Source organism: Mesorhizobium sp. 1B3 (genome assembly GCF_050958605.1).
Taxonomy (GTDB): domain Bacteria; phylum Pseudomonadota; class Alphaproteobacteria; order Rhizobiales; family Rhizobiaceae.
On record NZ_JBJHDO010000010.1, the window covers coordinates 48260 to 70022 of the forward strand.

Consider the following 21763-nt stretch of genomic DNA (forward strand, 5'->3'; position numbering starts at 1 on the left):
AAATGGCTCGAACGCCCGCAGCGCGCTGCCGGTCCCTCTCTTTTGTTCAGCTAGACAAGGACGAGTGCAGAATGAACGGCGCCGACATGCTTTGCGACGTGTTGCTGGTCAACGGTGTGGACGTCTGTTTCGCCAATCCCGGCACATCGGAGATGCACTTCGTGGCGGCGCTCGATCGCAAGCCACAAATGCGTTGCGTCCTGGGCCTCGCGGAAGGCGTGGTGACTGGGGCGGCGGATGGCTACGCCCGGATGGCCGACAAGCCGGCGGCGACGCTGCTGCATACCGGGCCCGGCCTCGCCAACGGCCTCGCAAACCTGCACAACGCACGGCGCGCTCGGACGCCCATGGTCAATATTGTGGGTGACCACGCCAGCTACCACCTGCGGTATGACGCACCGCTGACCAGCGATATCGAAAGCTTGGCGAAGCCGATGTCGCACTGGGTCGGCCGTATCGCAACTCCCGCCGACGTTCGGGCGAAGACGGAGGAGGCCTATACGGCCGCCTTGATGCGGCGCGGCGTCTCCACCATGATTCTGCCTGCCGACGCTGCCTGGGGCGAGGTGGCGCCCGAAAGCTTATCGGCCGTGACCCTGCCGCCACGGCCGGCAATTGCCGGCGACGCGTTGGCTGCCGCCGCAGAGGCTTTGCGCAGCGGCAGGCGCGTAGCCATCATCCTTGCCGGACGGGCGTTGCGCGCGCATGCGTTGGAAACGGCGGGACGGATTTCGGCGAGCACGGGCGCTGCCCTGTTTTCTCAGACCTCGGATCGCTCAGAACGCGGTGCGGGCCGCGTCGCAGCGCGCCCCATTCCATACATTATCGACCAAGCGGTTGCGGCGTTGGCCGAGTTCGACGTTGCGATCTGCGTCGGGGGGAAGCAGCCGGTCGGCTTCTTCGCGTATCCGGGCAAGCCGAGCACCACGCTTCGGCCCGACTGCGAGATCATAGAGCTGGCGGGGCACGAGAACGATCTCGCGGAGGCGCTTGGCACGTTGGCCGAGGAAATCGGCGTTCGCAAGGATTCGGCCTTCCCAGCCAACCGCTTCACACAGCGCGAGATCGCCGCGCCTGTCGGCGATCTCAACGCCGACAGCGTTTGCGTTGCCGTGGCGCGCGCCTTGCCGGAAAACGCGATCGTCTGCGACGAATCCGTCACTTCCGGTCGCAGGCTGGCCGCACTCGCGCCGGGGCTGGTTCCGCATGACCACATTCCTCTCACAGGTGGCGCGATCGGCGGCGGAATTCCCCTTGCCGTCGGCGCCGGCATCGCTTGCCCGGACCGCAAGGTGGTGGCCATGCAGGCCGACGGCAGCGGCATGTACACCGTTCAGGGTTTGTGGACGCAGGCCCGCGAGAATCTGGACGTGGTGACAGTCATATTGTCCAATCGCGCCTACGCTATCCTGCAAGGTGAGATGCGCAATGTCGGTGTCAATGAATTCGGCCGCAATGCCCGTCGCATGCTCGATCTCGATTCGCCCGAACTGGATTGGTGCTCATTGGCTCGCGGCATGGGGGTCGAGGCGGCCCGTGCCGATACGATCGAGCAGTTCACCGATCTGTTCGGCTCGGCCCTTTCGCGCAAAGGTCCCTTCCTGATCGAAGCCCGGATCTAGGATCAAGTCGCGTCCTGCCATAAGGCCTCAAAAGAGGCGCGGATCGAGCGAGAAGGGTTCCAGGCCAGCGATGCGGATATCAGCCGCACCGGGATGGCCGTGGTTTATCAGCACGTTCAGATCCGAAGAGTTGGCGACAGGCACGATGGCGGAAGGGACGCGCAACAACAGCGTCGAGCGTCCTTCGTGCCATTCATCGCCCCTTTTTTGGCTCCAGGCCTCGTGTCGGCGCCAATCCGACGGAAGGCCTGCCAACCCGACGTCCTCTATCGTTACGGTGTCCGGTAACTCATATGTGACCATGACGAGTTCCGGCAGTAGCGTCGGATCCTCCACATGGACGAGCTTCTCAAGAACACAGAGGGCAGGAGAGGTGGCGCAGTAGGTAACGGCATGGCCAACTGTGTTCCAGCGCCCGTCAAAATGAAGGCCGTAACCGCCATCGAGCGCCTGTGCGTACTGTGTGCCCGACAGGCGCCAGAGCAACATCAGGCGGCAGCACCCCAAGCGATCTTGCCAAGGATGGTCTCGACCACGCGCGCGCCGGCTTCGGTTTGTGCCACAACGAGCGGTGTTTCGCCGGCGAGTTCGATGAGCGGACGACGAAGCCACCGGTTGGCCTTGCTCTGGTCCCCGAAGGTCTGTTCGGCCAGAGACTGGACGCGAAGGAGTCGGACCGCGCGATCGGACTCTTCCACCGTCAGGGGCTGCTGCTTATTTGCGCGGTGACGACGAGTGCGCTGCGGGATCACGAGCCTTTCGATTTCCTGCTCGGTCATTCCTGCCCGGCTAAGGCCGAGAAGCGCAGTGAGTGGAAGCCTGCTGCGGACGGCCAAGGCCAGGTCCGCTTGCGAACGCACGGCCCTGCCGAGCACGCTCTGGCCACCAAGCTTTCGTGCGACCTCCTCGACAATGGCAATCGACATGACGGCCTCCTGCTGATCGGCAATCTGCCACAGATATAAGCAGCAAATTGCCGATCAGCAAGAACAGCAATCCGTCGGGGCCGTGGCGCGTTGGAAGTATGGCGGGACTGAGCCAGCATTCCCCGGATCGATGCGGACGGCCACCCGAGTGATCGGCGCAATCGCCCTGGCAGCGAGCACAACTCTGTTCACGTTTCGTATTCTGCTGCCCGCTCGGCGGATGATCAGTGTGCGACGCCTCTCCTTGAGCGCCGAGCAGCATCAAATACATTGCGGTAACGCTGGGGAACTTCCCGTTTTGTTTATATAAACGCTGGTCCTACCACATTTTGTCCCTGCCAACGCCGGTTTTGACGACTCCTCAGTGCTCGCGTTGCACGCCAACATAGCTAACGAACGGTAAACGGGCGGTCTTTTCGCGGACCGACCTAGGCTTGTGGCCGTGCTCACAGAAGCACACGGGAAGGGGCGGTATGATGGAATTGGACTCGTTTTCAGGCGTGGGCGGTTCTGCGGACGATCAGCCGACAACAGTGGTGGATCTCGTTCAAAGCGCCGGCATGGGCTCGCGCGGCCTGCAGCGTTCGTCCGAGTTCACGGTCTCCATTCCCGAAGCCGGACAGCATGACTTGGTGATCAAGTTCGCCAATGGCTGGAAGCAGGAGCGCACCGCGATCCTCGAAATAGCCGGCCTCGGGGCGAGCGAGCTGAAATTCCCTTCCACGGGCTCGTGGAGCAGTTGGGAGACCAAGCTGTTCACCGTCGATCTGCCCGCAGGCGAGGTCGTGCTTTCCATCGTCAACGTGAACGAGGCTGGCCCGGACATTGCCGATGTGCATCTCAATACGCGTAGCGCTCTGTCCCGCGGTCTTGCGATAGGCGACGACGCGATCACCGCCATGAGCACGGCGGGCATCGCCGCCTTGGCGCTCGCCCTTAAAATGGACGAAGTCCATTCGAAGCAGGAGCCGGAGCCGGACGCCAATGAAAGTCGCGCGGTCTCGGAAGAGCTTTCCTCTCCTGAAACCGACCAGGACGCCCCCCGATACGTTCAGAATCAGAACGCGACTTCAACCTCGGCAGAAGGCTTGTCGGAAGACCCCAACCTGTATCCGGGAAGCTCGTCTCCCATCGTCGCGCGTACAGCTACGAATTCCCCCGATTCCTCGTCGATGGCGTTCGCGAGGATGGCGAATCCGGAAATTCCCGATCTCGACTTCGCGCCCCGCAGCGGAATGCAGCGCGGCTTCGGAGCCCCGTCCGAAGATGGAGGGTTCCAGCCGATGCAGCTCGGATCCGATGCCGGCACGGATGGCACTTCTGACGGTACGCAGACGCCGCCGAACATGATTGCTCCCGAGGGGCCGGGCGGTATCGACCCAGATACGAATGCGCCGGCCGTCGATGGAGCAAACGCGGGATTCCAGCCGATGCGGCTCGAGGCCGAACTTGCGACGCGCGGCAATTCCGGCGGCACCCAGACGACGACGCCCAACATCATAACCGCCGGCAATCCGGGCAACACCGCAACCGACAACGCCAATGCCGACGCAGCGAGCGGTGACGCCTATGTCGATTTTGCCGGCGTCGGCAGCAATTTCAACAGTGGATCGGGCGAATATATCGAATGGACCTTCGAAGTCCCCGAGGCCGGCGTTTACGACCTGGCTTTCGGCTACGCCTTCAATTCCAGCGCGACCGCCGACCGTCCGATGAATCTGAAGGTGAACGGGCAACTCTGGGACCGCCTGTTCGAGATGCCCGCGACCGCGTCGAACACGACCTATTCCGAAGCTCTTACCAGGGTAACGCTCCAGGAAGGCGTGAACACGGTGCGGCTCACGGCAACCGGCTTTAGCGGCGCTAATCTCGACTATCTCGACGTGCGTCCAGCCGATCCCGGCCGCATCGTCATCCAAGCCGAGAGTCTCCTGCCAGCGGCGACCCCGAATGTGGGAACCACCGTCAACCGTCCGATTACGCTGCCTTACCTTGAATCCAATTCGGCGTCCGAGCAGTTCCGCGCGGGCGCCGAGGGCGATTCCTATCTCGACTGGGGAAGCGCTGCCAACCTTGTCACGATACCCGTCACCGCGGCCGTCGCCGGCACGTATGAGATCGTGATCACCTATGCCAACGGAGCCGCGGCGGCGCGCAACCTGCAACTGCTGGCGTCGGACGACCAACTGCTCGGGACGTTCAATTTTTCGCCGACGGCGGCGCTGCCGGCCTATTTCGACGACTACCTCGACATCCCTGCAAATCTCCGCCCGACGGACGGATCCGACGCCGGCACGGTTCCGGATCCGACCGGCTGGGAAAGCTGGCGCAAGGAGAAGCTGTCGGTCAACGTCCATCTCGAAGCCGGTGCCAATCTGTTCAAGCTCTCCGGTACCAACGGTCCGAACATCGACAAGATCGAATTCGTTCTCGTCGACGCCGACAACAACGCGCCGGAGGCCGAAGCTTTCATGATGGCGGCAACCGAGGACACGACAATCGTCATCGACGTGGCCGATCATATCGGTGACATCGATGGCGATGCATTGACCGTGCTGGCGGAAGTGCCTCTCAGCCAAGGCACGGTCAGCGTCAGCGGCACGGTGATCACCTTCATCCCCGCCGCCCATTTCAACGGCGAAGCCACCATCTCCTACACCGTTCGGGATCCGAGCGGCCTGGCGAGCACGGCAAACATCACGGTCACGGTTGCCGCCGTGAACGATGCTCCTGCTATCGCCGGTGTCCTGGAGGACGCAACCGTGTCCGCCGAGGGCGGCTCGATCGACCTGTCGGTTCTCACCAAGGCCGATGCCGACGGCGATGCGACCACATTCGGAATCAGACTTGCAGGCGGAGGCGCGTTGCCCGCCGGCATCACCGTGTCCGGCGCAGCCATCCTGGTGGATTCCTCGGTCGCGGCTGGCGAATACGAGATCGAGGTCTTTGCCAGCGACGGCGCGCTCGAATCCTCTCCCATCTCCTTCACGCTGACCAAGCCGGAAGCCGGGCCAGAACCCGAACCCTTCGACGCGATCGTACTTCAGGCGGAGGACGGCGTCCTCACGGTCCTGGATAGTGACAGCAACACCAACGACACTGTCGTCCGGGATCCGTCGAATCCGGAAGCCGGCAATCTCAACCTGCCGAATAATCTGCGGCCGGGCTTCACCGGTACCGGCTATCTGGATTTTGGCGACACGCCGGGCGACAAGGTGACTCTCAGCTTCACCGTTCCTGCCGGAACCTACGACATCCACATCCGCTACGCGTCGAACACCGCGCGGCCCCTGGCGTTCTCCCTGGATGGCGCGAGCGCCGTGAACCTTCCCTTTGCGAGCACCGATCCCGATGGTGCCGGCCCGCAGGAAGGCTTCAACAATTGGCTCATCCAGAAGACGACGGTCACCGTCGCGGCCGGAAACCATACGATTTCGCTCGCCATACCGGCCGGCGCGAACACCGGTCCCAATCTCGACGCCATCGCCATAACCGCGCCCGGCGAAGTCCCCTCCTTCTTCGTGCCGGTCTTCACCGGTCCCGCCACGGCGAGCTTCGCCGAGAACGGCGTCGGTGCCGTGCTCGACATCGAGGCCACCGACGGTGACGGAGCGGCTCTTACCTACGCGCTGAGCGGCAATGGCGCCGATGATGCGCTGTTCGATATCGATCCCGTGACAGGTATTCTCACCTTCAAGGCGTCGCCCGACTTCGAGACGGGCGGCGACAACGCCTATTCCGTCGAGGTCACTGCCACGGACGGCGTGTCGAGGGTGATGCAGACCGTCACGATCACCGTCACCGACGTCAACGAGGCGCCGACCTCCGTCACCGTCGACGGCATGCTCACTCTCGCCGAAGATGCGGCGGCAGGCACCGTGGTCGGCAGCGTGTCCGGCGTCGATCCCGATGCGGGCGATACGCTGACCTTCACGGTCGACGACCCGCGCTTCACGGTCAACGCCAGCGGCGAAATCGTGGTCGCGGAAGGCGCGCAGTTCGACTTCGAAACGGAGCCCGGCATCTCTCTCACCGTCACCGCGACGGACGGGAGCGGGCTCACCAAGACCCATGACGTAACGCTCGGCGTCACCAATGTCGACGAACAGGTGGGGCCACTCAACGTGACCTTCAGCCCGGCCGGGCTCACCTCCTACAGCCCGCAGGATGTCGGGACGGGAGCATCGATTTCCGATGAAGGTGGCACGCTCAATCTGAACGGCAATCTGTGGAAGCGTGCGGCACTCGGTCAAGACTACACGATCACAGCCGACACCAAGCTGGTGTTCACCTACACGATCGGCCAGTTTCTTCCCGAGATCGTCGCGATCGGCTTCGACGACGACAATTCGCCCTTCGAGAGCACCGACAGGTCGGTCTATCAAATCGCGGGTACGGAGACGCAGCCGGCTTTCGTCGATCTTCGCGGCGGCGCTTCCGGCGCCCCCGGCACGACGGCGACGATCGTGATCGATCTTTCCGCGCACGCCGGCAAGACGATATCCTCGCTGGTCTTCATCGCGGACGACGACTCGCCGGGCAACGGCATAGGCTCGGCAAGCTTCAGCAATGTCCAGCTCACCGAGACGCCCACCGAGGTGGAGAACGTCGCGCCGGACATCGTCGGCGGCGGCATAGCCGATCTCATGGTCGACGAGCGTAGCAGCGTCGAGATCGACCTCCCCTTCGTCGATGCCAATGGTGACGAGCTCACTTATACCTTCGCTGTGACGGATTCGCTCGGCAATCCCGTTTCCGGCTTCGAGGCCTTGAGCGTGGAAGGCGGCGTCTTGGCCGGGCAGATCAACGCAGCGCCGAGCGATGTCCCTTATGTCGTGACCATCACCGCCGACGATGGCAAGGGCGGCACGACCAGCCTGAGCTTCGATCTGACGGTCCAGAACGTCAACGAAGCGCCAGTCATCGACGCTGGTGTGGCCTTCGAGCCCTATTTCGGCAAGATCGGCACCGAGATCCCAGGCATCGACCTGAACCTGTTCAAGGATGCCTTCTCGGATCCCGATGGCGATGCACTGACCTTCACGGTCGAAGGCCTGCCGGCGGGACTGCAGCTCAACAGCGAGGGTGTGATCGTCGGCACGCCGACTGAAGCCGGCACCGGTTCCTTCAAGGTCGTCGCGACCGATCCCGAAGGCCTGCGGACCGAGCTGGTGATCCAGCTAGAGATCGAGGGGGCGGGCGTCGGCGATATCACGGTCATCGAGGCCGAGCACTTCACCGGCCTTTCCTCCGCGACCAACTTCTACCTCGCGGCGACCGCCGGCGCCTCGGGCAACCAGATTATCCGCACCGATGCCAACGAGGCGGGCGCCATCTCGACCAACCTCGCCCAGAATGGGCTGACCGAAGGTTGGTACGAGGTCTCGGTCACCGTCTATGACGAGACCGACGGCACCGCGCATTTTTCGCTCCAGATCGGCGATACGCTCCTTGCCGACAATGTGAGCTTCTCCGAAGGCACGTTCGACAACAGCCTGCCGAGGGGCAATGCCGGCCAAGCAGGCAATCTCAAGACCATCACCTTCACGACGCCCGTCTTCGTCGACGCCACGACGATCGCACTGCTCACCGGCCAGGCCGACGCGGGCGAAAACCTGCGCATCGACAAGCTGTCCTTCACACGGGTCGCCGCGCCCGAGCTTCCGCCATCGGCCGTGGCACTCAGCCCTGCCGCGATCGACGAGAACGTCGTCGCCGGCGTGATCGGCACGCTGTCGGCAAACGATCCGGATGGGGACGAGTCCGCCCTGGTCTACACGACGACCGATGCGCGCTTCACCATCGTCGGCAATGAATTGCGCCTCGCCGACGGGGTCAGCCTCGATCACGAGGCCGGCGAAACGGTGACGGTCGCGATCACCGCGACGGATGCACAGGGCCTCTCGACAACCACCGACATCCAGGTGACCGTCGGCGATGTCAACGAGGCGCCGGTGCTCGCTCCTGGCGCGGCCATCGAAGACGTCACGCTGACCCAAGGCGTATCGCAGACGATCGATCTTGCGACTGCACTCGGCGCCACGGATCCAGATGCCGGCGATGCCGTAACCTATCAGGCGAGCCTCGTTGGCGGCGGCCAGTTGCCTGCCGGCATCTCGCTGATCGGTTCGTCGCTGCAGATCGGCGACACGGTCGCACCGGGCACCTATGAGATCGAGATCTTCGCGTCCGACGGCGATCTGGACTCGGAATCCGTCTCCTTCACGGTGACCGTCGGGGAAGAGGGCGAGCCGGAGCCGTTCCTGCTGACGATCCAGGCCGAGACGGGGGCTCTCACCGTCCTCGACACCGACGCCAACACCAACGACACCACCATCCGCGACCCCAGCAATCCGGAGACCGGAAACAATCCGCAACTGGTCGACGGGCTGCGCCCAGGCTTTACCGGCTCGGGCTATGTCGACTTCGGCGATACCGTCGGCGACAAGGCCACCTACACGTTCGACGTTCCGGCCGCGGGGACCTACACCGTCAATGTCCGCTACGCCAGCAACGGCGCGCGTCCTCTCGACCTTTCCGTCAATGGCGGCGCAGTGCAGCAGCTTCCCTTCGTGGAGACCGGCACCAGCGTCGCCGGTCCCGATGAGGGATTCAACAATTGGGGTATCCAGACCTTCACGGTCGTCCTGCAGGCCGGTACCAACACCTTGTCGCTGGCCATTCCGGCGGGCTTCACCTCCGGGCCCAATCTGGACTCCCTGGAGATCGTCGGAGGAGGGGTGGCGCCCGACACTTCGGCCGACGCGGACGAGCAGCCGCTCTTCCTCAGCGGACCGGATGGTCCGTTGTCGGGCGCGGCCAAGGATTCGATCAATTTCCAACTCGCAGGCATCGATTCGGATATCGTCAAGGTCGAGTTGAGCTTCGACGGAGGGGCGACCCGCGTCGAGGTCTTCCCGGACGCCGACGGCGATTTCACGGTCGACGGCACCGCGCTGAATGCTGGCGACTACGTGGTCACCGCCTTTGTGACCGATGGCGCCGGCAACGTCGCCAGCAAGACCATGGACATCACGGTCGCCGGGTCAGCAGAACCTTTCTCGGTGACGATCGAGGGCGAAACCTTCTCCGCGACAGACTCCGAAGCGACGCCCGACACGGTGGCGCGTACGCCGGCAAATCCGGAACCGCAGGCGACCCCGACCAACAGCGGTCCCGGCCTCACCTTCGATGCCAGCGGCTTGCGGCCGGGCTATGAAGGCACCGGCTACATGGATATGGGCAACGATATCGGCGACAAGGCGTCGTTCACGATCGATGCTCCCGAAGCCGGCACCTACCAGCTCACGATCCGCTACGCCAATGGCGGCACGACGGACCGCCCGATGACGCTGACGGTCGGATCCACGACCCAGACGATAGCCTTCGCATCGACCGCACCGGTCGGCGCAACGACCGATGTCGCCTGGTCGACCTGGGGCGAGTTCACCATCGACATCGAACTCGCGGCCGGCACCAACACGATCTCGTTCACCAATACGATCGCCAATGGCCCCAACATCGACAACGTCACGGTCAGCCGCGATGGGATCGACCCGGTCGACCCGCGCGAGCAGATCCGCTTCGAGGAGGTCGTCAAGATCAATTTCCAGCCGCCTGCCAGCCAGTCTACGCAAGGATTGCCGGCGGGCTACCAGACTCCGGACGGCTATCTCGCCGATGTCGGTCTCGGCTATGGCGAACGCGGCAATGGCTTCAGCTACGGCTGGGTGACCGAGGAGAGCGTCGCCGACGGCACGGCCAACGGCACCATCGCGGCGGCGCAGCCCGCCAATGCCCACTGGTACAAGAACACCGTTTCGGGCGCATCGGACCTGCAGAAAACCTATGCCCATTTCGAATATCCCGGCGGCGGCGTCTCGCGGGCCTGGGAACTCGGCCTGGAGGACGGCACCTACCAGGTGACGCTTTCGATCGGCGACACGGCAGGGGCCTTCGACAGCCTCTATGCCATCAATGTCGAAGGCCAGAAATTCATGCCCAACTGGGTTCCGGCCAACGAACCGACCGATAACACCAATGGCGGCGGCTTCCGGTCGACACTGGTCACCGGCATCGTCACGGTCACGGACGGCAGGCTGACCATCGACTCAATCGGCGGCACCAATACCGAAATCCAGTATCTCGAAGTCGAGAAGATCGAGGATCTGACGCCGGGCGACGGTCGCACCGCAGACCAGGATTATTCCTACTTCGTGGCGCCGGTGGCCGATACGCTCGAAGGCCAAGTGTCGATAGCGCTCGGCCCCAACGGGGAACTGCCCGTCGGCATCGATCCGACTGCCATGTTCGTCATCGGCGTCACCGTCCAGGCGGACGGGAATCGCGGACCGAACATCGCGCATACCGAGAACATCAAGCTGGTCGAGACGCTGACCGGCATCGAAGTCGAGATCGACGTCCAGATAAGCGGCGGCGCGGATTCGCTCACGATCCGGCCGCTCCAGCCGCTGAAGGAGAATACGAGCTACACGCTGAAGGTCCAGGACGTCATGGATCTCGGCTCCATCACCGATCCGGACGCGCCGCTTCGGCAGATGCAGGACCTCACCACGACCTTCGTCACGGGCGAGGCGCCGGAGGACGTAGCGCGCGAGGTCGCCTTCACGACCGATGTCCTGCTCAACGGCTTTGCCGATGGCGCCGGCGGCTACACCTCGATCGAGTTCGGCCCGGACGGCAAGCTCTACGTCGCGACGATCACCGGCGAGATCCATCGCTGGAACGTCAATCCGGACGGCACGATCGACAAGAACTCGCAGGAGACCGTCGCGCTCGACTATCTCGACGCGGGCGGCGGCGAACGCCGCGGCATCGTCGGCTTCGTCTTCGATCCCAACGATCCCAACACGATCTGGATCACCGACAACGCTCCAATTCCGCGCGAGCAGAAAGCCTTCGACACGCCGGAATTCTCCGGGCGCGTCAGCAAGATCACGCTCGGGGCGGGTGGTTCGCTCGAGGACGCCACGGCGGAAACCTATATACGCGGCCTGCCGCGGTCCGGCGCCGACCACCTGTCGAACAGCCTGGAGTTCCGGAGGAACCCTGACTTCGGGGAGCCGGGAGAGCCCGAATATCTGCTCTACATGAGCCAAGGTTCCAATTCGGCCGCCGGCGCGCCGGACGGCGCTTGGGGCAACCGGCCCGAACGCCTGCTCAATGCCGCGATCCTCGAGATCGACCCGACCCGTGAACCACCGGCCGGCGGCTTCAACGTGCAGACCGAGCCGATCTCGACACCCACGACGCAGAACCCGGCCTCGGCCTTCAACGAGGATGGAACCTATCCAGGCTTCTACAACCCGTATGGCGAAGACGCGGTGCTCAAGATCTACGCGACGGGTGTCCGAAACGCCTACGATCTGGTCTGGCACTCCAACGGCCATCTCTACGTGCCGACCAACGGCACCGCCTCGGGCGGCAAAACGCCGAACGATCCGACGCAGCCCGGTCTCGACACGGTGATCGCCAACTCGCCGAAGCAGTACGACTATTTCTTCAACATCGACGAGGGCGGCTATTACGGCCATCCGAACGTGCTGCGCGACGAGTATATCCTGAATGGCGGCAACCCGACCTCCGGCCTCGATCCGAACGAGGTCGTCGGCGGCAATGACGGCAATCCGGGAACCGACGGCTACCAGGTCGGTGTGGATCCGGATCCGGATTACGACCTCGATGGGGTCTACAATCTCGGCTACAACCGGTCGCCGAACGGCGCGATCGAATATACCGGCAATGCGTTCGGGTCGAACCTGAAGGGGGCGATCCTCTTCGCCCAGTTCTCGACCGGCGACAATGTGCGCATGATCCGCGTCGACGCGAACGGCAACATCATCGGCGACGATGTGCTGCGCCGTCCGGACGGCTCGGTGATCAACAACTACATCGATCCGCTCGACATCATCCAGAACCCGGTGACAGGCCAGCTCTACCTGATGACGCTGAACCGCGGCACGGGCGCCAGCCAGCTCATCCTGCTGACGCCTGCGCCTGGCGGCGTGACGGAGGACGTCACGGCGAACGAGGGCGGCGATCTCGCGCTGGTCGCCTTCGACGTTTCCGATCCGGCCGCGGCGGTCTTCCAGATCAACGGGCTGGACGATGATATCACGGCCATCCGCGTCCGCTTCAACAACGGCCCGGAGACGACCGTCACGCTCGATGCCCAGAACCGCTTCACGATCGACATCTCCAACCTGACCGGCCCCGTCACGGCGACCATCCGCGTCACCGACGACGACCTCAACGAGGCGACCACCTCGGCGACCTTCACGCCGGGCGAAGAGCCGGAGGAATACGTCACGCTCGTGACTATCCAGGCGGAGGACAAGACGCCTGGCGATGGCACGGCGGTCACCGTCCCGACCGGTTCGGCCGCGCAGATCCAGATCCGCGACGCCGGCAATCTCGAAACCGGAACCGGCCCCGGCTATGTGAACGGCCTGCGTCCCGGCGCCGTCGGCCTCGACGGCAATACCGACAATACCGACGGCACGCCGGGCGGCTATGCCGATTTCGGCTCGACCAATGCCGATTACCTGACCTTCACCTTCGACGTGCCATCCGGCAGTGCCGGCTCGGCGATCCTGCGCTTCCGCTATGCCAACGGTGCAACCACCGATCGGCCCCTGCAGCTCGAGGTGAACGGCACGATCGTCAACGTGCAGTCGTTCCTGCCGACCTCGCCCGGCGCGACCGTCGACGGCTGGACCGTCTGGGCGACGGTGGAGATTCCGGTCTCGCTCGTGGCCGGCCAGAACACGGTCACGCTGCGTTCGGTCAACGCGACGGGTCCGAATATCGACCAACTCGAAGTCCTCGTGCCCAACGAGTCGGATCCCGGCACGCCCAATGATGGAGAGGCGGTGATCGACGGCGTGACCTACGTCCTCTACGAGGCCGAGAATGCCGCCTCGACCGGCGAGCCTGCCATCGTCAGCGAGGATCGTAACCAGTCGGGTGACTTCGTCGACTTCATCGGCCCGGACAGCGAGACTCTGACCTGGACCGTCGAAGTGTCCGAGGCCGGCGTCTACGGCATCGACATCCTCTACGCGCTGGCCTCCACCAAGGCAGCGCGGCCAATGGGTCTGTCGGTCAACGGCAACCCTGTCGAGACCTTGCCCTTCGTGCCGAACAGCTCGGCGGCGGAGGACGTCTGGGGACCGCAGTCGGCCACGTTGCAGCTCAATGCCGGGGTCAACACGATCACGATCACCGCCCCAGGAGGCGTGGCGCCGAATATCGACCTCCTGCGCATCACCAAGGAGCCGCTGTCGCCCTTCGAGCCGGACTACGTCGAAATCGACGGCAGCGGCCGCATCGAACTCGAGGCGCAGGATGGCTCCGCGCATATCGTCAACGGCAGCACGGTCGAGTTCTACTTCACCGTGGGTACCGATGGCGTCTACAAGATCGACGCGGCAGCCAACGCCAATGCGGCGAACGGCCAGGGGCTCACCTGGTTCCTCAACGGCGTCGAGGTCGACGAGAGCGACTTCCCAGGTGTCGGCCTGGCAGGGGAGGAATCCGTCTATCTGACGCTAGAGGCTGGTACCCAGTACCAGATCAAGATCGTGTCGGACGCTCCGGGAGCCGCAGGCATCGACTATCTCGACGTCAGCCCCGCTGCCGGCAATGCGAACGCCGACATCGCGGTGCAGAGCCTGGATCCCGCCTATCTCGACGACCGGCTGCATTTCAGCTTCCTGGAGAACCCGAGCGCGGTCGACCCGGATGCGCCGCCGCGGGACTTCAAGGACAGCGGGACCGTACGCATCAGCAATACCGGTACGGAGCCGCTCACCTTCACCGAGACCGAACTCAGTGGTCCCTTCGTGCTCGCCAACCCGGCGATCTTCGACGGGCTGACGCTGGCGCCCGGCCAGTCGATCGACGTGACGGTGCTGTTCAACCGCGCCGCCTACACGCCGCCGACCTCCAACGTCGACGCGACTTCGACGATCTTCACCGGGGAACTGACGCTCGTCACCAACGACGCGGACAGCCCGGTCATGACCGTCGATCTCGCCGGCTTCTGGCAGGCTCGCGACGAGGGCGGCCACGAGCCGAACGTCAACGAGATCTGGCGCATCTTCGGCTTCGGCAACGTCATCGAGAACCTGACGACCCGCGGCGGTGGCGAGAACTCGGCGCTCAGCACCAACGACGTCTTTGCCAAGACCGATCCGACCGAGGTGCTGTCGCCCTACTGGCGCATCGCCGACGGCCACACCAGCGCCAAGATGACCCAGCTCGCGGCCTTTCACGGCACGGGTGGCGCGACGATGGGCATCCACAATCCCGGCAACAAGGGCCAGGGGGTCACCTTCTGGAACCATGAGGGCACGGACAACCAGCGACTGCTGCCCAACAGCGGCAACGACACCAGCTTCTCGACCCGCACTTTCACCCGTACGGACGTGCCGGACGGGTGGGCAGGCAACGACGTCTTCGGCTTCACGGTCGCTGGACTGTCGAGCGATCCACGTCTCAATCCGACGGGCGGCGTGATCGTGCCGGGCGCTCAGCAGGGCCACACCGTCAAGATATTCCAGGCGCTGGACGAGGATGGGAACATCATCCCCAACGTGTTCCTGGGGATCATGGACTACACGGGCATCAACTATGACTATAACGACAACATCTTCGTCATAGAGGGCGTCGAACCCGTCGGCTTCGGGCAGGACCTGCGCATTGCCGGTCTCGACGACGCGGCGGCGGACGAGCGTCTGGTGTTCACCAACATCGACAATCCCGCCAATGCGCAGCAGGCCTTCCGCAACGAGGCCGTCCTGACCATCGCCAATGACGGTTTCGCGCCGCTCAACATCAGCTCGATCGTTCTCGGCGACACCGCGAATTTCGAGATCGTCGGCGCTATTCCGTCGACGATCGCGGCCGGCAGCAGCGCGCAGATCACCGTGCGCTACATCGGCACGCATGCGGGCACGACGGCCGGTGCCGACCTGCACACGACCACGCTCACCATCAATTCGGACGACTACGCCGAAGGCGTGAAGGTCATCCAGCTCGCCGGCCTCGCGCAGGAATTTTCCGAGAACAATTCCGAGCCGACCGTGGCACAGATCGTCGAAGCCTTCGGCTACGGTACGGACATGGCTCAGGGCGAGCTCGCCGGAGGCGGCGTGGTCGAGACGATCGGCGACGAAGTCTTGATGCCGTACCTGCAAAAGCTCGATGCGGGTCAGCCGATCCAGGTGATCCAGATCGCCGCTTTCCTCAACCAGGGCAACGTCGCCCGTCTCGGCTACCATCAGCTCAACTCGAGCGCGGTCACGAACCTGTTCGCCAATGACGACCAGCAGGGACAGACCGTGTTGCCGGACCAACTGGTCGCGGGCAGCGGCTCGGGAGCGAGCGTGGCGCGCGGCACCATCACGCAGAACGGGCCGTTCGGCCTCTATATCTCCGTCGATGGCCGGCCTACCTATTCCTCCTGGTCCGACCCGGAAGCGAACAAGATCGATCCGAATTTCGGCCATCTGGTCGGCGACAATCAGGGACACCTGATCCGCTTCTTCCAGGCGCTGGATGCCGACGGCAACGTGATCGAGGGCACCTATATCGGCATCCAGGATTATCCCGGCGCCGGCAATTACGACTACAACGACCACATGTTCGTCATCAAAAACGTCAAGCCTTACGAGCTGACGTCGACAGATGATGCGAATGGCGACGGCGTCAACGACGCGTTGCAGAACGACACCGACAATGACGGCACGGTGAACTTCTTCGATCCGAACTCGAATCCGCCGGGATCCGAACAGCAGCCCTTCGGTGGCGATCCCTTCGTGGTCGACGCCGACGGCGTGGTCATCGATGCCGACGACTACGATATCGGCGGCCAGGGCGTCGCCTATAACGACACGCCGGGCTTGCAGGGCGGCAGCAATGGCGGCCGAACTGGAAGCGACGTGGAGGTCACCGGCAGCGGCGACATCGGCTGGATCGACCCCGGCGAATGGCTCGAATACACGATCGACGTCGACCACGCGGGCGTTCACGATATCGGGCTGCTGCTCTCCAACGGAGGCGGGGCAGGGCGCTCGGCGGTGGTCAGCTTCTACCGGCCAGGCGAGACGACCCCCTATGCAACGAGCGGCACGATCGCCAATCCGCAGACGGCGACCTGGTCGACCTTCGTTAACCGCCCCGGCACCGTTACGCTGGAGGAGGGCGAGCAGATCGTGCGTGTCACCTTCAGCGGCGGCAGCCAGGACTTCCGCTCGCTGTCGCTGAAGCCGGTGATCGTCCAGACGCCGTATGGCGGAACCGCGCCGAGCTTCACCAATGGCACGCTCACCGTCGACGCGACCAATTTCGACGAAGGCGGCCAGGGGGTGGCCTACAACGACAATCCGGGCCTCGATGGCGGCGCTACCACGCCGCGTCCGGGCCGGGACGTCGAGTTCGTCGGCGGCGGCAACGATATAGGCTACGTCAAACCCGGCGAATGGGTCGAATATACGATCAACGTTCCGACCGCGGGGATCTACACCTTCTCGGCCAATGCCAAGACGCCGGTCACCGGCGCCACCATCTCGGTATCGCTCAACGGCACGACGCAGCTCGGCGTGGTGGCACTCGCCGATGGTCACTCGGGAGGCAGCAATTTCGGTAGTGCCGCTTTCTCGCAAAGCGCGCCGATCCAGATTGCCTTGGCCGCTGGACTGCAGACCCTGCGGCTCACCTTCGACGGGCCGCTCGCATCCAACGGCTATGTTCTCGACCTGGCCTCCTTCACGCTCCAGGCGAACGGGCAGCAGCCCTTCGGCGGGATCGCGCCGGTGCTCGACGACGACGGGCTGACGGTGGACGCCATCGACTATGACGATGGCGGCCAGGGCGTGGCCTACAACGACGCGCCGGGCCTGCAGGGTGGCACCAATGGTGGCAGGGCGGGCAGTTCCGTCGAGATCACGTCGGGCGGCGACGTCGGCTGGATCGGCAACGGCGAATGGCTCGAATACACGATCAACGTCGCCGAGGCCGGACAATACGTCTTCAATCTGTCGATGGCGCTCGGCGAAGCCGGCGGTCCCAACCGTTCCGTCACGGCCACCTTCTCGAATGGCGGCAATGTGGAGACGGTGACGATCGCCACGCCGCGCACGGGAACGTGGAGCAACTTCCAGGATACGCAGGATGCCGTCGTCGACCTGCCTGCCGGCACCACGGTCGTGCGGCTGACATTCAACGGCGGCTCGCAAGACCTGGCGTCCTTCACGCTCGAGCCTGCGGCCTCCGCCGCCGCGGCCTTCGCGGTCCCGGAGACGGACGGGCAGGCCGCGATGTTCCTGGCGATGCAGGAGCAGGCCTTCGACGTACTCGATCGGCCTGGCTGGCATTTCGGCCACGAGGTGCCCGAGAACGGCGCGCCGCCGCCCCAGGATCCGATCCACGGCTACGACCTGATGGCTTGAGTGCTTGCGGCCCGGGAGGCATCCCTTCCGGGCCGTTTCGAGGGGTGCAAGGCCCGGGGGCGGAAACCAACCTGACCGACTGAAAAGGTCGGAGCTCGGCCTTGCGGGAATGTAAATGCGGGGGATAGGTCAATGTTCTTGCGTAGCAACAGCTCGGCGGTGAAAGGCGTGCTCCAGGCATGCCGCTCCGCCTTCACCGGCGTGTTTCTCATCAGCGCGGTCATCAACCTGCTGATGCTGACCGGCCCGATCTTCATGCTCCAGGTCTATGACCGGGTGCTCGCCAGCAACAGCGTGCCGACGCTGGCGGTGTTGGCGGGCATGGCACTTGCGCTTTACGTCTTCAACTGGGCGCTCGATCTCTTACGCTCCCGCGCGCTTACGCGGGTGAGCATGAAGGTCTACACCAGGCTCTCCGATCCGGCCCTGCGCGCTCACGCGATCCTGCCGATCGTGGCGGGGCAGAAGGCTGCGGCGCTTCAGCCGGGCCGCGACGTGGACGCGATCAGGCGCTTCCTCGGCTCGCAAGGTCCGGCAGCGATCTTCGACCTTCCCTTCATGCCGCTCTATTTCGTGATCCTGTTCCTGTTTCATCCCACGCTCGGGATGCTGTCGCTCGGCGGCGGCGCGCTGATCTTCCTGCTGGTGCTCGCCAATGAGATGTCCTCGCGCGAGCCGGCGCGCGAACTCAACCGCGCCAGCGGGGCGCAGTCCAGGCTGATGGAATCGACCCGCCGCAACGCCGAGGTCGTGACCTCGATGGGCATGCTGGGGCGCATCCAGGAGCAGTTCGTCGAGAGGGTCGCCGCGCATTGCGACGCGCAGCAGGTCTCCGCCGACAGGAGCAACTTCTATTCCACCGTCATCAAGACCCTGCGCCTCGTTCTCCAGTCCGCGATGCTCGGGCTGGGCGCCTATCTCGCAATCTACCAGGAGATCACGCCCGGGGTGATGATCGCCGCTTCGATCATCATGGCGCGCGCCCTCGCGCCGATCGAGCAGGCCGTCTCGCAATGGCCGTCCTTCGTCGCCGCGCGGCAGGCCTCCGCCCGGCTGGCCGAAACGCTGCGCCAGGTGCCCAAGGACAACGGCGCCCCCGGCCTGCCGCTGCCATCGGAGGAGCTTCGCGTCGAGCAACTCGCGACCACGGCGCCGGGCGAGCCGGTGGTGCTGCTCCAGGGTGCGAATTTCGCGCTGAAGGCCGGCGACGGGTTAGGCGTCATCGGCCATTCGGGGTCGGGCAAGACCAGCCTCGCTCGCGCGCTGGTCGGCGTCTGGCCCGTGGTCAGCGGCTCGGTTCGGCTCGACGGCTCGACGCTCGACCAGTGGGTGGACGGCGACCGCGGCCGGTTCATCGGCTACCTGCCGCAGGACGTGGAGCTTTTCGACGGCACGGTTGCCGAGAACATATGCCGCTTCAGCGCCGATCCGAAACTCGTCGATGTCATCGCCGCAGCAAAGCTCGCCGGAATCCATAAAATGATCGCCGGCCTGCCCGAGGGCTACAACAGCATGGTCGGCGAAGGCGGCATGCGCCTTTCCGCCGGACAGCGCCAGCGCATCGGCCTCGCCCGCGCGATCTATGGCAATCCGTTCCTGGTCGTCCTCGACGAGCCGAACTCGAATCTCGATCAGGAAGGCGAGCGGGCGCTCACAGAGGCGATGCTGGAGATGCGTCGGCGCGGCAGCATCGTCATCGTGATCGCGCACCGAACGAGTGCCCTTGCCGCCGTCAACCATGTGCTGGTGATCCAGAGCGGCAAGCAGGCTCAATTCGGACATCGCGACAGCGTCTTGGGAAATGTCAGCGTCCTGCCCGTTCCGGGCGAGAAAGAGGTGGTTCGCCATGCGGTATGAGGACATCGAGCGGAAGATCACGAGGTCGGCCTCCCGGCAGATCGTTTCCGCGCTGGCGATTTGTGCAGCGCTTGTGGGGGGTATCGGAGCGGCAGCGGCCTATGCCGAAATCGGCGGCGCCGTCCTGGGCTCCGGCATGGTGATCGTCCAGGGGCGCACCAAGCATGTCCAGCACCGCGACGGCGGCATCGTCGGCGAGATTCTTGTCGGCGAAGGCCAGAAGGTGGAGTCCGGGCAACTGCTGTTCCGCCTCGACGACACGGTGGCGAAGGCAAGCCTCGGCATCGTCGACACGCAGCTCGAACAGCTCCTGGCGCAGGAAGCCCGCCTGCTTGCCGAGCAGGCGGGGGGCGCGGTTCCCATCCAGTTTCCGCCGGATTTGACGGATTCGACCGACCCCAGGGCCAAGCTCGTCATGAAAGGCCAGGAAGAACTCTACGTTTCCCGCCGGGCTACGCGCGACGGCCAGAAGGCCCAGCTTGCCGAACAGGTCGGCCAGTTCGAGGAGAAGGCCGCCGCGCTCCAGGCTGAGCGGGCAGCCGTCGCCGACAATGTCGAATTGCTCAAGGAGCAACTCGAGGATGCGACATTTCTTCACAAGCAGAACCTGCTGGTGGATTCGCAACTCATTTCCATCCGCCGCGAGAATGCATCCCTGCTCGGCAACATGGCCTCGCTGGCTGCCGAGGTCGCGGAGGCCCGCCAGGCGATCAGCCAGGCGAAGCTCCAGCTCGCGCAGGTGGACGAGCAGTTCTACGAATCGGTGCTGGTCGAGCTCGACCAGAAACAGACCGAGATCGCCAAACTCAGGGAAGAGCGGATCGCCGCCCTGGACCGCCTCCAAAGGCTCGACATCCATGCTCCGATCGGCGGCTACCTGCATCAGCTGGAGATACACACGATCGGTGGCATCGTCGCGCCGGGCGACCGCTTGGTCAGCATCATCCCGGCCGACGACGAACTGATCGTCGAGGCCAAGATCGCGCCGAACGACGTCGACCAGGTCGCGCCCAGCCAGGAGGCGCGCCTGCGCCTGACCGGCCTCGACCGCAGGACAACTCCGGAACTCTACGCCGATGTGATGGACGTCGCCGCCGACCTGACCACCGATCAGCAGACGGGCATGAGCTACTACGTGGCGCGCCTGAGGATCAACGAGGAGGACATCGATAAGGTCGGCGCCGAGAACCTGCGTCCCGGCATGCCGGTGGAGGTTTTCGTTTCGACCGGCACCAGGTCGATCCTGTCCTACCTGGTCAAGCCGATCGCCGACCAGATCCAGCACGCGATGCGGGAGAGCTGAGAGATGCTTGACGAGGACCATCGCGATCCGGCTGCCCTGTCCAGCAATCTCGGCGCGGAAGTGCCTTTTGTTCGCCCGCCACAGCTGGGCGATGGTGCGCCGACATCCGACCAGGGAGCCGACAATGCCGGTCGCCTCCAGGATTCACGGCCCGTCCGGCTCGGACGCGCTCCGGCCACGGTCGATTCCGCCCAAGTGGGGCCCGGACCTGCGTCCGTGAAGGGCGTGCTCGCCGACATGGCAAATCGCAGATCCGCTGGGAGCGATGTCGCCAAGGGCCTTGCCGATCTGAACGCCAAGTTCGACGCGATGAAGGAATCCTTCGACCTTCTCGAAGCCCATGTCGCGATCGGTCTTTCCCGGTCGATCGCGGACACGCTCAAGGCCGAGGCAGCGACGCTGGAGCAGCAGATCGTGCTGGGTCACCGATACAGAGCCCGCTACAGGCTGGCGCTGGGCATCGCGTTTCTGCTGGCCGCCGCCATCGTCGCTGACCAGTACCGGCCTTTCATCGCCGCTTTGTTCGAACCCCTCCGGCAAGTCGCGGCCAGCGTGGGGTGATGCCGGTGCGCCCCGCTATCG

7 protein-coding genes are annotated in these 21763 nt (G+C 64.4%); 5 read left to right on the forward strand and 2 right to left on the reverse strand.

Annotated elements, in window-relative coordinates; all coding sequences use genetic code 11:
* Positions 1 to 71: 71 nt before the first annotated feature.
* Positions 72 to 1622 carry an acetolactate synthase large subunit gene (locus tag ACCO56_RS23870; RefSeq protein WP_433643379.1) on the forward strand — a complete coding sequence of 517 codons (1551 nt, stop codon included), beginning with the start codon at positions 72 to 74 and terminating at the stop codon, positions 1620 to 1622.
* A gap of 27 nt (positions 1623 to 1649) precedes the next feature.
* On the opposite strand, the gene ACCO56_RS23875 is transcribed toward ACCO56_RS23870, so the two are convergent.
* Together ACCO56_RS23875 and parS are read right to left on the reverse strand one after the other, a co-directional pair.
* On the reverse strand, positions 1650 to 2111 hold the full coding sequence (locus tag ACCO56_RS23875; protein ID WP_433643380.1) for an RES family NAD+ phosphorylase: 462 nt from the start codon (positions 2109 to 2111) through the stop codon (positions 1650 to 1652).
* The gene (gene parS / locus ACCO56_RS23880) at positions 2111 to 2548 is read right to left on the reverse strand and encodes a type II RES/Xre toxin-antitoxin system antitoxin (RefSeq protein WP_433643381.1); all 438 of its coding nucleotides are present in this window, start codon (positions 2546 to 2548) and stop codon (positions 2111 to 2113) included. Before parS ends, ACCO56_RS23875 begins: the two co-directional genes overlap by 1 nt.
* 473 nt (positions 2549 to 3021) lie before the next feature.
* Here parS and ACCO56_RS23885 point away from each other — a divergent pair, with 473 nt between their 5' ends.
* From ACCO56_RS23885 to ACCO56_RS23900, 4 genes are all read left to right on the forward strand, one after another.
* Entirely contained in the window at positions 3022 to 18021 is a 15000-nt protein-coding gene (locus ACCO56_RS23885) for a carbohydrate-binding protein (protein WP_433643382.1), read from the forward strand.
* 132 nt (positions 18022 to 18153) lie between these two features.
* Positions 18154 to 19878: a type I secretion system permease/ATPase gene (locus tag ACCO56_RS23890; protein ID WP_433643384.1), complete on the forward strand. Its 1725-nt coding sequence runs from the start codon at positions 18154 to 18156 to the stop codon at positions 19876 to 19878.
* Entirely contained in the window at positions 19868 to 21181 is a 1314-nt protein-coding gene (locus ACCO56_RS23895) for an HlyD family type I secretion periplasmic adaptor subunit (protein ID WP_433643385.1), read from the forward strand. The genes ACCO56_RS23890 and ACCO56_RS23895 overlap by 11 nt, the downstream gene beginning before the upstream one ends.
* 3 nt (positions 21182 to 21184) lie before the next feature.
* The gene (locus ACCO56_RS23900) at positions 21185 to 21742 is read left to right on the forward strand and encodes a hypothetical protein (protein WP_433643386.1); all 558 of its coding nucleotides are present in this window, start codon (positions 21185 to 21187) and stop codon (positions 21740 to 21742) included.
* Positions 21743 to 21763 lie beyond the last annotated feature (21 nt).

Excerpts from the sequence above, each read along its gene's own strand:
- parS (WP_433643381.1), bottom strand. The coding sequence starts at position 2,548 with ATGTCGATTGCCATTGTCGAGGAGGTCGCACGAAAGCTTGGTGGCCAG.
- ACCO56_RS23900 (WP_433643386.1), top strand. The coding sequence starts at position 21,185 with ATGCTTGACGAGGACCATCGCGATCCGGCTGCCCTGTCCAGCAATCTC.
- ACCO56_RS23870 (WP_433643379.1), top strand. The coding sequence starts at position 72 with ATGAACGGCGCCGACATGCTTTGCGACGTGTTGCTGGTCAACGGTGTG.
- ACCO56_RS23895 (WP_433643385.1), top strand. The coding sequence starts at position 19,868 with ATGCGGTATGAGGACATCGAGCGGAAGATCACGAGGTCGGCCTCCCGG.
- ACCO56_RS23875 (WP_433643380.1), bottom strand. The coding sequence starts at position 2,111 with ATGTTGCTCTGGCGCCTGTCGGGCACACAGTACGCACAGGCGCTCGAT.
- ACCO56_RS23885 (WP_433643382.1), top strand. The coding sequence starts at position 3,022 with ATGATGGAATTGGACTCGTTTTCAGGCGTGGGCGGTTCTGCGGACGAT.
- ACCO56_RS23890 (WP_433643384.1), top strand. The coding sequence starts at position 18,154 with ATGTTCTTGCGTAGCAACAGCTCGGCGGTGAAAGGCGTGCTCCAGGCA.